The following is a 14683-nucleotide window of genomic DNA, read 5'->3' as shown; positions in this document are numbered from 1 at the left end:
CTTATCATCACCTTATGGGCTTACTTACATACTCTCCAGGTCGAACTAGGGTCAAAATCTGTGGTTTGAAGACCCCGGCTGATATCGATGCCGCTGTAGCTGCGGGTGTGGATGCTGTTGGTTTTGTCTTTTATCCCCCCAGCCCTAGAGCCGTTACACCTAATATTGCCGCGCAGCTCATCTCGCGCCTTCCTGCAGGGATTGATGCGGTTGGACTGCTGGTAAACCCCTCAGAGGCTGAATTTAAGGCGATTAAGGCTATTGCACCGATTACCCTCTGGCAGTTTCACGGGGATGAAAGCCCTGAGGCTTGCGCGAGCTTGGCGGATGGCCAACCCTGGATGAAAGCCGCAAGAGTGGGAGCAGGCTTCGCTTTTGACGATTTTTCCATACAATATGGTCTTGCAAACGCTTTTTTGCTAGACGCCTTAGTTGAGGGTTACGGCGGTGGGGGCGTTCCTTTTGATTGGCAGGGGATTCCACAGACATGGGTAAGCGCAAACGCGCATCGGGTCGTTTTGAGTGGTGGATTGAACGCGCACAACGTGGGCGAGGCGCTTGCTCGCCTGCATCCTTGCGCGGTTGACGTCTCAAGTGGCGTTGAAAGCAGCAGAGGTATCAAAGATCCAATGCTGATGACTGAATTCATCAAGGCTGTGCGTGCAGCAGATGCACAGTTAGCACCCTAATCAATACGCAGTAACTAAATCAAAAAGGTAGCCATGTACGACAAGCCAGATGCAAGAGGACACTTCGGTCCCTATGGTGGTGTGTTTGTATCCGAAACACTCATGTACGCATTGGATGAGCTCAAAGAAGCATATGCCAAATATCAACATAATCCCGAGTTCATAGAAGAGTTTCACTACGAACTAAAACACTTTGTTGGTCGCCCATCACCGGTTTACCATGCAAAACGCTGGAGTGAGATGCTAGGTGGCGCGCAAATTTATTTAAAGCGTGAAGACTTAAACCATACTGGCGCTCACAAAATTAATAATGTAATTGGCCAAGCAATGTTGGCTAACCGCATGGGTAAGCCACGTATCATTGCCGAAACAGGAGCAGGGCAACATGGTGTTGCTACTGCAACGATCTGTGCTCGTTTTGGTTTGGACTGTACTGTTTATCAAGGCTCAGTCGACGTAGCTCGTCAGGCGCAAAACGTCTATCGCATGAAGCTACTCGGCGCTAAAGTGGTGCCCGTTGAATCAGGTACTAAAACTTTAAAAGATGCCCTTAACGAAGCCATGCGTGATTGGGTCACCAACGTTGACAACACCTTCTACATTATTGGAACAGTTGCGGGACCCCATCCTTATCCGATGATGGTGCGTGATTTTCAAAGTGTTATCGGTGAAGAGTGCAAAGTTCAGATGCCCGAAATGACTGGTCGCCAACCAGATTATGTTCTTGCCTGTGTAGGCGGTGGATCCAATGCGATGGGCATTTTTTATCCCTATATTGATTATCCTGAAGTCAAACTGATTGGTGTTGAAGCTGCTGGTCATGGGCTCAATAGTGGTGCTCATTCTGCTGCGCTCTGTGTTGGTAAACCAGGCGTTCTCCATGGCAATCGAACATATTTACTGCAAGATGAAAACGGACAAATCTCTGAAACGCATTCTGTTTCGGCTGGTATGGACTATCCCGGCGTTGGCCCTGAGCACGCATGGTTGAAAGATTCTGGACGTGCCGATTATGTGGCTATCACTGATGAAGAAGCGCTGAAGGCATTTCATGACTGTTGTCAGATTGAAGGCATTATTCCCGCCCTAGAATCTGCACATGCGATTGCCTATGCCTGCAAAATGGCGCCAACGCTTGGAAAAGATAAAACGATTCTAGTAAATCTTTCAGGTCGCGGTGATAAAGATATGCACACTGTCGCCCAAGCAACTGGATCTGAAGGCTAGGTATGTCGAAAATTACTGCACTCTTTAAGGAATTAAAAGCCTCTGGCAAAAAAGGGCTCATTCCCTTTATAACTGCCGGCGATCCTGATCCAACATTCACTGTGGAGTTAATGCACGCCTTAGTACGTGGTGGTGCTAATGTCATCGAATTGGGAGTGCCTTTTTCTGACCCAATGGCAGATGGTCCCGTTATCCAACGATCATCTGAAAGAGCTCTAGCAAAAGGTGTGACTTTGCATAGTTGCTTGAAAATGGTTAAAGATTTTCGAATGAAAGATACAACTACGCCAGTCGTATTGATGGGTTACGCTAACCCGGTTGAGCAAATGGGAGCTGAGTTTTTTGCTACTGAAGCTAAAGCAGCCGGCGTAGATGGCGTGCTAGTCGTAGACTATCCGCCAGAGGAATGCGTTGATTTTGCGGCACGTATGCGCATTGCTGGAGTCGACCCAATTTTCCTGCTTGCACCGACTTCATCGCTGGAGCGTATTAAAGAAGCCGCTAAGATAGCCTCTGGTTATATCTACTATGTGTCTATGCGTGGCGTCACCGGTGCTTCACACCTTAATACCCAAGATGTAGCAAGCATTATTCCTAAGATTCGGGAAGCAACTGACATTCCAATTGCCGTAGGTTTTGGCATTAATGATGCCGCTAGCGCAAAAGCAGTATCCAATACTGCTGATGCAGTGGTGATTGGTAGTCGTATTATCCGGATATTGGAAGATTCGCCTAGAGACCAAGCAGTACAATCACTTGAAACCTTTATACGTGAAATTCGCGTCGCCCTGGATAGCTAAAAGACATGAGCTGGATCGATAAATTACTCCCACCCCAAATTCAACACACTGATCCGGCAAATCGGAAGTCAGTTCCTGAGGGTTTGTGGGTTAAATGTCCTAGTTGCGAAACTGTTCTATATAGCACTGATATAGAGGCTAATTTATCTGTTTGCCCTAAATGTAGTCATCATATGCGCATTGGCGCTCGTCAGCGTTTAGACAGTCTGCTTGACCCAAAAGGTCGCTATGAGATTGGTGAGGATGTTTATCCCATTGATCCACTTAAATTTAAAGACTCCAAAAAATATCCCGATCGCTTAAAAGAGGCTAAGGATGCTTCTGGAGAATCTGAGGCCTTGATTGTTTTTGGTGGCAAGATTGAAACTATTCCAGTGGTTGCAGCCTGCTTCGAGTTCCAATATATGGGGGGCTCAATGGGTTCAGTGGTTGGAGAGCGCTTTGCTCGTGGCGTTCAAGAGGCTATCAATAAAAAATGTGCCTTTATATGTGTTACCGCAACTGGTGGCGCGCGCATGCAAGAAAGTTTGCTGTCTTTATTTCAGATGGCCAAAACCAATTCTATGTTGACCCTATTATCCAAAAAAGGGTTGCCTTACATTAGCGTTCTCACTGACCCAACGATGGGTGGTATCTCTGCGAGCTTTGCCTTTATGGGAGATGTAGTTATGGCGGAGCCTAAGGCTTTGATCGGCTTTGCTGGTCCGCGTGTGATTGAGCAGACTGTGCGTGAAAAATTACCCGAAGGGTTTCAGCGCTCAGAGTTTTTGATGCAAAAGGGTGGTATCGACATGATTATTGATCGACGCCAAATGCGCACTGAAATTGCCCGTTTGCTTGCCCTGTTTCAGAAACTACCGGAGCCGAATGCGGCAGGTAGCGTAACTGCTTAGCCCTCTTGAGCACTGCATTTCAAGCCCCCATTCTTTTTCCCAGCCTTAAGGCTTGGCTTAGTCACCTAGAAACTGCCCATCCTGTCGGTATAGATATGGGACTTGAGCGCATCGGCCGTGTTAAAGCAGCGCTTGGACTGCAGTTTGATTGCCCTGTTATTACCGTTGCCGGCACAAATGGTAAGGGCTCTACCTGCGCCTTCTTGGAAAGTATTTTTATTTCATCTGGCTATCGCGTCGGATGTCACATGTCGCCCCATCTCCTAAACTTTAATGAACGTGCAAAGGTTAATGGCGAGGAAGTCAGTGACTCCCTACTGCTAGAGCATTTCACTGCTATTGAAAACGCCCGCGTGAGTTTGATAGATGCGCCTACATTAACCTACTTTGAATTTACAACCCTGGCTATCATGCATCTCTTCGCCAATGCGCATCTGGATGTGGTGGTATTAGAGGTGGGTATGGGTGGCCGCTTAGATGCCGTTAATATTGTGGATGCTGACTGCGCCATTGTGACTAGTATCGATATTGACCATGCTGATTTTTTAGGCGGCACGCGTGAAGAAATTGCAAAAGAAAAAGCAGGCATATTCCGCCCTGGAAAAATTGCCGTTTGTGGTGATCCTGTGCCGCCTCAAACGTTAATTGATTGCGCAAAAGAATTGGGCTGCGACCTGTGGTTGCAGGGTCGAGACTATAACTTTCAAGGCGATAAGCAGCAGTGGGGATGGGCAGGTCGAAAAAAACGCTTTAGCGGGCTTGGCTACCCAGCTTTAAGGGGTGCCAATCAAATACTGAATGCGTCCGCAGTTATTGCGACCTTGATGGCGCTTCACCAACGTTTACCAGTAAGCGCGCAAGACATCCGTAATGGCCTTGCCATGGTGGAATTACCTGGGCGCTTTCAAGTTCTGCCAGGTCAACCTACCGTAGTCCTGGATGTTGCTCATAATCCTCATGCTGCCTCTACATTGGCTCAAAGTCTAGAGCGTATGGGCTATCACCCCTATACCTATGCTATTTTTGGGGCAATGGCCGACAAAGATATCGAGGGTGTTATCAAGCCATTGTTGGGTATTGTAGATTTTTGGTATTGCACAGATTTACCAACCCCTCGAGCCGCCAGTGCACATGATTTAGCCAGTAAGCTTGAAAACCTTGGGGTAAAAGTAAAAAATGGGGATGATGGCGGAATTGAGACCTTTTTGGATCCAGCTGCAGCGTATCAAAAAGCCTTATCTAAAGCAGGTGAGGGTGATAGAATTATCACCTTCGGATCTTTCTATACCGTTGCCGGTGTAATGGCATATAGAACCAACCAGGCGCATTGATTAATGATTCGTTTACCGAAGCTTTTTAAGCGAAAACCTCAGTCTGACAACCTTGATAGAGGCTCGGAAGGGGCAAGACGCACCACCAAAAAATTTACCCCACGCGCACTGCAACGTGCCTTTGAGATTCAGGAAGATGCGCTTACTGAAGACCCAGAACAGCAGCGCGCCAGACATCGTTTAATCGGAGCAGCTGTTTTGGTGCTCATAGCCGTAGTTGGTCTCCCTAGAATTTTGGATAACAAGCCTAAGGCGGTGAGCAATGATATTGCCGTCAATATTGTTGCTAGCCTGCCTAATCCAGTGGAAAGCACACCCGTTCCAGAAGTAAAGGCTGTAGAAAAGACTGAGGCCAAGATCTCACCCGACCCAGCGCCCAAAGATAGGGAGTTGTCCCCAGTTAAAGCTACTTCTAGTCCAGCAAGCGCGCCAGTAATAGAAACTAAGTCAACGCCCACCCCTACAACAAATAAAGCTACCGGCTTAGGTCTTGCTGCAGGTGAAGAGGTTGTTCAAAGTGCCACAAAGCCTAAAGCTGATATCCCAGCAAAATCTTCCTCAACAGGGTCTGGCAAGTTTATTTTGCAGATTGGAGCATTTGCTTCGGAAGATCGAGTTAATGGTTGGGTTTCAAAATTAAAAGCGCAAAAGATTCCAAATGTTGTGACAACCAAAAAGGGTGCTGACGGCGTAACCTTGTTTTTACTTCGCGCCGGCCCATTCTCCGACAAAGATTCTGCTGATACCGCAGAGAAAAAGGTAAAGGCGATGGGCTTAACGCCCCGCCTAATTGAGGTAGGTTCACCTTAATGGATCACCTGTCCACCCTTAACTTAACTACGGTGGATTACTTCACCCTAGTTGTGCTCTTGGTTTCTGCATTGGTCGGCATTTCTCGAGGTTTATTTAAGGAAGTTTTAGCTCTAGCCTCATGGTTTATCGCTGCATGGGTTGCCTATCACTACGCCAATTATCTTTCAACTGAGTGGCTATCTACCTTTCATATGGATGAACTCCTAAGTCTTGGAGTGAGTTTTTTAATACTTTTTGTGTTGACTTTAATTGCCTGTGGATTATTGGGCGGTGTTGTACAAAAAATTCTTCTTTCCGCCGGATTAAGTTTGACGGATCGTTTTTTAGGGCTAATCTTTGGCATATTACGAGGCGGTTTGATCATAGTTGTATTAGCAACCTTGGCTGCATTAACACCCATACCTCAGAGTGTTGCATGGCAAAAAGCAATTACAAGGCCGGCAGTTGATATGGCAACGAGCTTGATTAAAAATTGGCTACCGCTCGATTGGGCAAAGCAGTTGGGTGATGCAATGCCAAAAATTCCCCCCACAGTTACACCTTCATTAAAAATAGGGGCTTAGGTCTATGTGCGGCATCGTCGGAACAGTTTCCCACTCCCCAGTAAACCAGCTTCTCTATGACGCCTTGTTGCTCTTGCAGCATCGTGGTCAAGACGCTGCGGGCATCGCTACAATGCACGGCAACTCTTTCACAATGCATAAGGCCAATGGATTAGTGCGAGATGTATTTCGGACTCGAAACATGCGCAGCCTTCATGGTAATGCGGGCATCGGGCAGGTGCGTTATCCAACTGCTGGCTCGGCTAGCAGTGAAGAAGAGGCTCAACCATTTTATGTCAGTGCCCCGTATGGGATTATTTTGGCCCACAATGGCAACCTAACTAATGCGCCAAGCTTACGCGTAGAGATGGCGTATCGTGACCGTCGCCATATCAACACTAGCTCTGATACGGAAGTGCTCCTCAATGTGTTAGCTGATGAGCTTCAAAAAGAAACAAATAGTGCGGCATTGGATGAAAGCGCAATGTTCAATGCTGTTACAGGCGTAACTAAGCGCGTCAAGGGTTCTTATGCTGTAGTCTCGCTCATTGCTGGCTATGGTTTGTTGGCATTCCGCGATCCATTCGGAATACGCCCTTTATGCATAGGACGCATTGATACATCCAAGGGGCCAGAATGGATGATTGCATCTGAATCGGTAGCACTGGAAGGCCTTGGTTTTACTTTTGTGCGCGATGTTAATCCGGGTGAAGCAATTTATATTGACTTAGATGGCAACTTTTCTTCTCGTCAGTGCGTCGCAGATGCCGTTCTCACTCCATGTATTTTTGAGTACGTCTATATGGCGCGTCCCGATTCAACGATTGACGGCGTCACAGTCTATAACGTACGTATGCGCATGGGTGATTACCTTGCCGAGAAGATTCGTAAAGAAACGATCCCCGGTGAAATTGATGTTGTTATGCCCATTCCAGATTCAAGTCGCCCAGCTGCAATGCAAGTTGCCAAGCGTTTGGGTGTTGACTACCGAGAAGGCTTTTTTAAGAATCGCTACATTGGTCGAACTTTCATCATGCCTGGCCAAGCCGTACGCAGAAAATCAGTCCGTCAAAAATTGAACGCCATGCATGTCGAATTCAAGGATAAGACAGTACTGATCGTAGATGATTCCATTGTTCGCGGCACAACCTCATTTGAAATCGTACAAATGGCTCGCGAGTCTGGCGCCAAAAAAGTAATCTTCGCCTCTGCAGCTCCCCCTGTGCGCTTTCCTAATGTATACGGAATTGATATGCCTACCCGCAGTGAGCTGGTTGCTTATGGCCGCACTGATGATGAAATTAATAAAATGATTGGTGCAGATCAACTGATATATCAAAGTGTTGAGGATATGAAGCGCGCTGTTAGCGATATCAACCCTAATATTCAGCATTTTGAAGCCTCATGCTTTGACGGTCATTACATTACCGGTGACATCAATGAATCCTATTTGGATGCTCTAGAGGCAGCTCGTAATAGTACTGAGGCGCAGGCGGATCGCCAGCGCGACTCTAGTGACTTCGCGCGCTCACAACTTCACCTGCATTTGGCTACCGAAGACTAAAAAGCGACAGCGGATGTGTCTCACAGAGGCAAATCCGCTATTTGGTGTCAAAATAGAGTTATGAATAGTAAAACTAAACGCCAAAAACCTGACTTTTCTAAGCTTGCACTTGAAACCCTAGCGGTTCGCGCTGGCACACGTCGTACTGCAGAGTTTCAAGAGCACTCTGAAGCTATGTTTTTAACATCTAGCTTCTGTTTTGATAGCGCTGAACTTGCAGCCGATGGTTTTGCACATGCCGATAAAGGATTCATTTATTCCCGTTTTACGAATCCTACTGTCAGCATGTTTCAAGATCGTCTTGCTGCTTTAGAGGGTGGTGAGGCATGTATTGCCACTTCATCTGGCATGGCTGCTATTTTGACTTTAGCAATGGCTCATTTGCAGGCTGGTGATCATGTAATTTGCTCGCGCTCTGTTTTTGGCGCCACGATTCAGTTATTTAGCGGCATCATGGGTAAATTTGGTGTGACGACGACATATGTTGACTTGGCTGATGTCAAGTCTTGGCAGGTCGCCGTTCAGCCGAATACAAAACTCTTTTATTTAGAGACACCTTCAAATCCATTGACTGAAATCGCCGATATCAAAGCAATATCTAAAATTGCTAAAAAAGCTAAAGCACTTTTTGCAGTTGATAACTGTTTTTGCACGCCAGCCTTGCAAAAGCCTTTGGCATTAGGTGCAGATGTTGTGATTCATTCTGCTACCAAATATTTAGATGGTCAGGGTAGAGTTGTAGGCGGGGCAATAGTAGGTAGTAATGATTTTGTCATGGGCAAGGTATTCCCGTATGTGCGCACCGCCGGCCCAACACTTTCTGCTTTCAATGCCTGGGTTTTCTTAAAGGGCCTTGAGACTCTTGAGTTGCGCATGAAGCAGCAAAGTCAAAATGCCCTAGATCTGGCACTCTGGTTAGAAAAGCAGCCTGGCGTAGAACGTGTTTACCATCCTGGATTAAAGTCGCATCCTCAGTATGCCTTGGCCAAGCGTCAGCAAAAGGCGGGCGGCGCTATCTTGTCTTTTACATTAAAAGGCGGCAAGAAGGCTGCGTTTAAACTCATTAATCAAACTAAGCTTTGCTCTATCACCGCAAACCTTGGCGATACTCGCACGACCATTACACATCCAGCAACTACGACACATTGTCGTGTAACACCTGAAGCTCGCAAAGCTGCCGGCATTACGGATGGTCTAGTGCGTATTGCAGTGGGTCTTGAGAATGTACTGGATCTAAAAAATGATCTTGTTGGTGGCTTAAAGAAATAAATCACGAGCCCACATGAGCTTTGTTGAGCAAACTAAGTTTTGGAACGAGCGTTTCAATAAAGAGGAATTTATTTTTGGTAAAGAGCCAAATGAGTATCTCGTTAACCAAGCTATTCAATATTTAAAGCCAGGTTATACAGTCTTATGCATCGCTGATGGTGAGGGGCGTAACGGTGTTTGGTTGGCCAAGCAGGGCATGCATGTTGATGCCTTTGATGTCTCTGATATTGCATTGGCTAAAGCAAAAAAATTGGCCAAAGATAATTCCGTAGAAATAAGGCACACACTTTGCGATACAGATGGATGGATCTGGCAGGCGAACGCATACGATGCCATCGTTGCCATCTTTATTCAGTTTGCGGATCGGGCAATGCTAGAGCGTATCTTCAAACAAGTGCACTTAGCATTAAAGCCCGGCGGTATTTTTATTCTTCAAGGCTATACCCCAAAACAGTTGGAATATAAAACTGGTGGCCCTTCTCTTTTAGAGCATCTCTATACCGAAGAGGGAATACGTCAACTAGCGAGTGAGCTCAATATTTTGGATCTTAATTCTTATGAGCAAGAATTGTCTGAAGGTGCTAGACATAGTGGTATGTCTGCATTGCTTGGACTGGTTGCACAAAAACCGAAATAAATTAAACCCAAGCCAATGATCTAAGGATTACTCGCGAAAGAGCCGTGGATCATTGATGGAGCGCAGTGGCATGATATGAATCTTACTTTCATCCAACTCAAGATACGTTAATTTACCAATATCAAGCGATAGGCGTTTTACTTCTGCCGCTGAAGCTTCCCAAGCAATACGGTGATCACTTTCTTTGATGCGCAATTGGATAACCGCAATCTGTCCCAGTGCGCTGATGTTTTCAACTGTTACTGCAATTCTGGCTGTGCTAGATTCTGAATGAAGGCTAAGACCTTCAGGAGGTATAACCCAGGCTACTGGGGTGCCAGGCGGGATCTTGCCTTTATCAATCACATTAAATTGCTTGTTGTACCCATCCCAAGTCAGGTTGCCTGCGTTGAAGATGCCTTCAAATATATTGTTAATGCCAACTAATTCTGCAACTCGAGAGTTTCGTGGTTTTTGAAAGAGTACGTGGGGCGATGCTGTTTGGAGGCTGATACCTTGATCAATTACAGTAATCCGATCAGCCAGTAAATCTGCCTCGCGTAAATCGTGGGTTACTAGAACAATCGGGATATTCAGATCCTTGCGAAGCTCAGCTAGGGTTTTATATAGACTTTGACGTGTTGGTGCATCGACTGCTGAAAAAGGCTCATCTAAGAGCAGGATCTTTGGTTGTCTAGCAAGCGCTCTTGCCAAGGCAACACGCTGCTGTTGTCCTCCAGATAGTTGGCTTGGCATTCTGGCCTCCAAGTCAGCAATACCCATCCGCTCTAACCACTTAAGCGCTATTGATTTTTGTTGTGGACTTTTTAACACAGAATTTTGCAGTGGAATACAAACATTCTCTAAAGCAGTTAAATGGGGAAAGAGGGCGTACTGCTGAAACAGAAATCCGCAAGAACGCTTTGCAGGCGATAAGGCAACACTCACTCCGCGCAACTCATCACCCTCAAACCAAAGCTCATCGTCACATTCAATACGTCCAGCGCTAGGATTGCGCAAGCCAGCAACGGTTCGCAGAACGCTGGTTTTACCGCTTCCTGATGGACCCACTAAGGCATGTAGTTCACCTGGTAGACACTCTAAGCTTACTTGAAGTGGCATTGGCAAGTCTTGAGCTATCTTAATTTTTAACACTAGAGAGCTCGATTAAGGGAAGATGATTTTCTAGGGCTAAGAACACCATATGACAGTGCAATAGCTACTAAAGAGATAGCCAGCAACAATAGAGAGAGCAAGCCTGCTCCAGCAGTATCGAAACTTTGCACCTTGTCGTAAATAGCGATCGAAACTGTTTTGGTTTCACCGGGAATGGCGCCGCCAACCATTAGCACTACTCCAAATTCCCCAAGGGTATGAGCAAAGGTGAGAACGGCTGCGCTAGTAATGCCACGCCAAGCTAGAGGCAGCTCAATGAGTCGAAATGTTTGCCAAGCTGATAGTCCGCTAACTTGCGCAGCCTCACGTATTTCTGGATCAATGGATTCAAATGCGCGTTGTATCGGTTGAATTGCAAAAGGTAGGTTGACTATCAATGATGCAATCAGAATGCCTGCAAATGAAAACACCAGAGGTATGCCAAAAATACTGCCACCTCCAAACCCCACCAAGAAGAAATAACCAAGAACAGTCGGTGGCAATACCAAGGGGAGGGCTAATAAAGCCTCAATCCACCCCTTGCATGATCCAGACCTAACAAGGGAGTGGCCAACCCATATCCCAAAAGGCAGGAGCAAAGCTAGCGTCCAAAGCGCTAATTTGAGTGATAAAAGGATGGCGTCTGTATCAAACACGCACTAATTGTATTGCCATGTAAGGGTTGCTCAATGAGACCTAATAAAGACATTTGTAAATAAGGCTAAGCGCAACTAAAAAAGTAAAGATAGCAAAAATTTGCTGGACCCTCGGACCACTAATATTTTTTTCTAATATTTTCCCAATTAAGAGACCAATTAAAGAGCCAATAGCAAAAGGTGCTGCAATAGAGATATTGAGTGTGCCGCTCGCAAGAGAAATAGTTGCACCTCCAGCCGAGACAATGGCAAGCACTCCTAAAGAGGTGGCGACAATTGCCTTCATTGGTAAGTCGGTAAATTTTCTCAAAGAAGGCACGATGATGAATCCGCCCCCAACGCCCAATAGCCCCGACAGAAAGCCGGCAGTTGCTCCTGAAAATATCAGCGCTCTTGCGCAGGGAACTGTCCATATTAATTTTCCAATCGACATATCGAGTCGGCATGGCGGGGGCTTAATTAGTGGAGGAGTCGTTCCTGCCAATGATTGAGACGCTTGGACAAACATCCGAGTTGCGACATAAATCAAGACTGCGCTGAATAGAATCAACATTGGGGTGTTGGGTGCATGTTGTCCAACCCATAGACCCACTGGCGATAAGATTAAGCCAAAACTCGCCATAAACATTGCCGCTTTATAACGCAGTACTTTTTCTTTTAGGCCGATAAGCGCCCCAACACTTGCTGCTAGGGCTATTGCTGTTAAGGCAATAGGACCAGCTTCAGAGATTGGCATATGAAATATAAAAACGAGGAGGGGGACAGATAGAATTCCGCCTCCTGCCCCAGTTAAGCCCATTAGCACCCCGACAAAAATACCTAGCGCTGGTGCCGTTAAAAAACTTTCCATTGTTTAGTTTTCAAAAGGCCGCGCTAACCATTCCCTTCCCTTGAGCATGGCATTCCAATACAACCAAGGTAGGACATGTTTTTTTAGAAGCCACGCTAGTTTGGTAGCCTTTAACGGATTAATGAGCCATGGGAATGTTGGTAAGAGTTTTCCGCCATATCCAAATTCAGCTAAAACAATTTTTCCGTTTTCCACTGTTAGAGGGCATGAACCATATCCGTCATACTTCAATGGCATTGGTTGATTCGATCTACACGCCATTAAGTTTTCAGCCACGACTACCACTTGCTTTCTAGCAGCGGCTGCGGTTTTAGAGTTCGGAGAAGAGCAGCAATCGCCTAGGCCAAATATATTCGGATAGCGCGTGTGTTGCAAAGTATGTTGATCAACCTCAACCCAACCGGCGGCATCTGCTATCGGACTTCCTTTAACGCATTCTTGTGGTCCTTGAGGGGGCACTACATGTAACATGTCAAACGATTTTTCAACTTGCGTAATGTTGCCTTCCGCATCCTTAACGGCAAACGTTGCTTTTTGTTCTGGCCCGTTAACTGATATGAGGTTGCAGCTAAAATTTAATGTGGCATTGTATTTTTTTACATACTCCATCAAAGGTGGAACAAAGTCTGCCACGCCGAATAGAGCTCCGCCTGCATTATTTAATTCAACCTCAATGTCTTTGAGTTTTCCACGCTTTTCCCATTCATGGCATGATAGATACAATGCTTTCTGCGGAGCGCCAGGACATTTAATTGGCAGTGGTGGTTGGGTAAAGATTGCCTTGCCTGATTTCATTTTTTTAACTAGCTCCCATGTGTATGGGGAGTATGCGTAGCTATAGTTAGATGTCACACCATTTTTGCCCATGGTGTCAATTAAGCCTGGAATGGCATCCCAGTTAAGCTTCAGTCCGGTGGCAACTGCTAAGTATTTGTATTTAATTGGTTCGCCGTGGCTAATGATTACTTCATTCTGCTCAGGATTGAAATTTACTATCTGATCCTTTATCCACGTAATTCCAGCGGGCATCACATCTTTGGTATTCCGCCTGCTATCCTTGACATTAAACGCGCCCCCACCGACGAGTGTCCAGGACGGTTGATAGTAATGTTCTTCTGATGGTTCAATGATGGCAATTTTCAAGGCTTTATCTCGACCTTTTAGGCTTGCCGCTAGCCCAATGCCTGCAGAGCCGCCACCTGCAATGAGTACGTCAAATATCATATTTTGCTGTTTTTGACTCAATTCTGTCTCCTTCTAGAGCATTGGTTATATAGAAAACCGTCATATATAACTAATAGTAATATCTATATGAGGGTTAGTTATTAGTGTGTTTTTACCAGTATTATTAAATAATTGCACTTAAAAATTTTACTAGACGAGTGTGTGATGAATCCAGAAGTGAAGGGCTTTTTTGATCCAGAAACGGGGACTGTGACCTATGTAGTTTACGAGGTGCTGGGTTCTAGTTGCATCATTATTGATTCCGTACTTGCTTATGATACAAAATCTGGGCGTACACACACCAGTCCTGCCGATAAAGTCATAGAGTTTGTTAGGCAGAATGAGCTCAAAACGGAGTGGATTCTAGAAACCCACGCGCATGCTGATCACGTTACCGCCGCCCCATATTTAAAAACCCATTTGGGTGGAAAAATTGCTATTGGAAGCCACATTTCTATGGTGCAAGAGGTTTTTAAAGGCGTCTTCAATCTGGAGCCTAGTTTTCCTGTTGATGGCTCCCAGTTTGATGAGCTCTTAAAAGATGACCAAGTGGTGCACTTTGGCAAGCTCAGTTTTAAATCAATTTTTGTACCCGGACACACTCCGGCATGCATGGCATACCAAGTTGGCAATGCCATATTTGTCGGTGACACTATGTTTATGCCAGATGTTGGTACAGCGCGTTGCGACTTTCCGGGAGGTGATGCTCATACCTTGTATCAATCGATGAAAAAGATTTTGAGCTTTCCACCTCAGACACGTTTGTTCATGTGTCATGACTACCCACCGAATGGCCGACCAGTTAATTTTGAAACGACTGTAGCTGAAGAAAGAAAATCCAACATCCATATGCATGATGGAATTTCTGAAGAGCAGTTTATCGAGATGCGCACCACAAGAGATGCCACATTGGAGATGCCGGCACTCATTCTGCCGTCGATACAAATCAATATTAGGGCTGGTGAGATGCCACCCAAAGAAGCGAATGGGATTTCTTATCTAAAAATTCCAGTTAATGCCCTGTAAAAAATCGCACAAATTATCTTAAGAACAT

The 14683-nt window shown here is 45.8% G+C and carries 15 protein-coding genes; 11 read left to right on the top strand and 4 right to left on the bottom strand.

The genetic code is table 11. The features are described from left to right. Positions 1–14 precede the first annotated feature (14 nt). From ICN46_RS06885 to ICN46_RS06840, 10 genes are read left to right on the top strand one after another with little or no spacing between them, the layout of a single operon-like run. Complete coding sequence (locus ICN46_RS06885; RefSeq protein ID WP_216206405.1) at positions 15–689, top strand: phosphoribosylanthranilate isomerase; 675 nt, start codon at positions 15–17, stop codon at positions 687–689. A 33-nt stretch (positions 690–722) separates the two neighbouring features. After that, positions 723–1916, top strand: coding sequence for a tryptophan synthase subunit beta (gene trpB, locus ICN46_RS06880; protein ID WP_216206402.1), 1194 nt, complete (start codon positions 723–725; stop codon positions 1914–1916). Between the two features lie 2 nt (positions 1917–1918). Next, complete coding sequence (trpA, locus tag ICN46_RS06875) at positions 1919–2716, top strand: tryptophan synthase subunit alpha (RefSeq protein ID WP_216206399.1); 798 nt, start codon at positions 1919–1921, stop codon at positions 2714–2716. A 5-nt stretch (positions 2717–2721) separates the two neighbouring features. Beyond that, on the top strand, positions 2722–3609 hold the full coding sequence (gene accD / locus ICN46_RS06870; protein ID WP_216206396.1) for an acetyl-CoA carboxylase, carboxyltransferase subunit beta: 888 nt from the start codon (positions 2722–2724) through the stop codon (positions 3607–3609). 5 nt (positions 3610–3614) lie between these two features. After that, positions 3615–4940: a bifunctional tetrahydrofolate synthase/dihydrofolate synthase gene (gene folC / locus ICN46_RS06865; protein ID WP_216206391.1), complete on the top strand. Its 1326-nt coding sequence runs from the start codon at positions 3615–3617 to the stop codon at positions 4938–4940. A 3-nt stretch (positions 4941–4943) separates the two neighbouring features. Further along, a complete protein-coding gene (locus ICN46_RS06860; protein ID WP_216206387.1) occupies positions 4944–5750 on the top strand; it encodes an SPOR domain-containing protein in 807 nt (268 codons plus the stop codon). Beyond that, the gene (locus tag ICN46_RS06855) at positions 5750–6316 is read left to right on the top strand and encodes a CvpA family protein (RefSeq protein WP_216206384.1); all 567 of its coding nucleotides are present in this window, start codon (positions 5750–5752) and stop codon (positions 6314–6316) included. Before ICN46_RS06860 ends, ICN46_RS06855 begins: the two co-directional genes overlap by 1 nt. Positions 6317–6320: 4 nt before the next feature. Then, complete coding sequence (purF, locus tag ICN46_RS06850; RefSeq protein ID WP_216206382.1) at positions 6321–7859, top strand: amidophosphoribosyltransferase; 1539 nt, start codon at positions 6321–6323, stop codon at positions 7857–7859. A 60-nt stretch (positions 7860–7919) separates the two neighbouring features. Beyond that, positions 7920–9128, top strand: a complete 1209-nt coding sequence (locus tag ICN46_RS06845) for an O-succinylhomoserine sulfhydrylase (protein ID WP_216206379.1) — start codon at positions 7920–7922, stop codon at positions 9126–9128. Between the two features lie 13 nt (positions 9129–9141). Next, positions 9142–9765 (top strand): SAM-dependent methyltransferase, encoded by a 624-nt coding sequence (locus ICN46_RS06840; RefSeq protein WP_216206377.1) that lies wholly within the window; start codon positions 9142–9144, stop codon positions 9763–9765. 27 nt (positions 9766–9792) lie between these two features. On the opposite strand, the gene ICN46_RS06835 is transcribed toward ICN46_RS06840, so the two are convergent. Genes ICN46_RS06835 through ICN46_RS06820 form a run of 4 tightly spaced genes read right to left on the bottom strand, consistent with a single transcriptional unit; the run spans position 9793 to position 13650 of the window. Then, a complete protein-coding gene (locus ICN46_RS06835) occupies positions 9793–10866 on the bottom strand; it encodes an ABC transporter ATP-binding protein (RefSeq protein WP_216860316.1) in 1074 nt (357 codons plus the stop codon). 32 nt (positions 10867–10898) lie between these two features. Further along, the gene (gene modB, locus ICN46_RS06830) at positions 10899–11555 is read right to left on the bottom strand and encodes a molybdate ABC transporter permease subunit (RefSeq protein ID WP_216206369.1); all 657 of its coding nucleotides are present in this window, start codon (positions 11553–11555) and stop codon (positions 10899–10901) included. Between the two features lie 40 nt (positions 11556–11595). Continuing rightward, complete coding sequence (locus tag ICN46_RS06825; RefSeq protein WP_216206366.1) at positions 11596–12405, bottom strand: sulfite exporter TauE/SafE family protein; 810 nt, start codon at positions 12403–12405, stop codon at positions 11596–11598. 3 nt (positions 12406–12408) lie between these two features. Next, positions 12409–13650 (bottom strand): NAD(P)/FAD-dependent oxidoreductase, encoded by a 1242-nt coding sequence (locus ICN46_RS06820; RefSeq protein ID WP_255538780.1) that lies wholly within the window; start codon positions 13648–13650, stop codon positions 12409–12411. Between the two features lie 144 nt (positions 13651–13794). Here ICN46_RS06820 and ICN46_RS06815 point away from each other — a divergent pair, with 144 nt between their 5' ends. After that, the gene (locus ICN46_RS06815) at positions 13795–14655 is read left to right on the top strand and encodes an MBL fold metallo-hydrolase (protein WP_216206363.1); all 861 of its coding nucleotides are present in this window, start codon (positions 13795–13797) and stop codon (positions 14653–14655) included. The last annotated feature ends 28 nt before the right edge of the window (positions 14656–14683 follow it).

It is taken from the genome of Polynucleobacter sp. Latsch14-2 (genome assembly GCF_018881925.1).
GTDB lineage: Bacteria > Pseudomonadota > Gammaproteobacteria > Burkholderiales > Burkholderiaceae > Polynucleobacter.
The sequence above is the reverse complement of the archived record's forward strand: the minus strand, read 5'-3'. Positions and strand labels throughout refer to the sequence as shown.

Coding starts and splice junctions, on each gene's coding strand:
- ICN46_RS06885 (WP_216206405.1), top strand. CDS start 15: ATGGGCTTACTTACATACTCTCCAGGTCGAACTAGGGTCAAAATCTGT.
- trpB (WP_216206402.1), top strand. CDS start 723: ATGTACGACAAGCCAGATGCAAGAGGACACTTCGGTCCCTATGGTGGT.
- trpA (WP_216206399.1), top strand. CDS start 1,919: ATGTCGAAAATTACTGCACTCTTTAAGGAATTAAAAGCCTCTGGCAAA.
- accD (WP_216206396.1), top strand. CDS start 2,722: ATGAGCTGGATCGATAAATTACTCCCACCCCAAATTCAACACACTGAT.
- ICN46_RS06860 (WP_216206387.1), top strand. CDS start 4,944: ATGATTCGTTTACCGAAGCTTTTTAAGCGAAAACCTCAGTCTGACAAC.
- ICN46_RS06855 (WP_216206384.1), top strand. CDS start 5,750: ATGGATCACCTGTCCACCCTTAACTTAACTACGGTGGATTACTTCACC.
- purF (WP_216206382.1), top strand. CDS start 6,321: ATGTGCGGCATCGTCGGAACAGTTTCCCACTCCCCAGTAAACCAGCTT.
- ICN46_RS06845 (WP_216206379.1), top strand. CDS start 7,920: ATGAATAGTAAAACTAAACGCCAAAAACCTGACTTTTCTAAGCTTGCA.
- ICN46_RS06840 (WP_216206377.1), top strand. CDS start 9,142: ATGAGCTTTGTTGAGCAAACTAAGTTTTGGAACGAGCGTTTCAATAAA.
- ICN46_RS06835 (WP_216860316.1), bottom strand. CDS start 10,866: ATGCCACTTCAAGTAAGCTTAGAGTGTCTACCAGGTGAACTACATGCC.
- ICN46_RS06825 (WP_216206366.1), bottom strand. CDS start 12,405: ATGGAAAGTTTTTTAACGGCACCAGCGCTAGGTATTTTTGTCGGGGTG.
- ICN46_RS06815 (WP_216206363.1), top strand. CDS start 13,795: ATGAATCCAGAAGTGAAGGGCTTTTTTGATCCAGAAACGGGGACTGTG.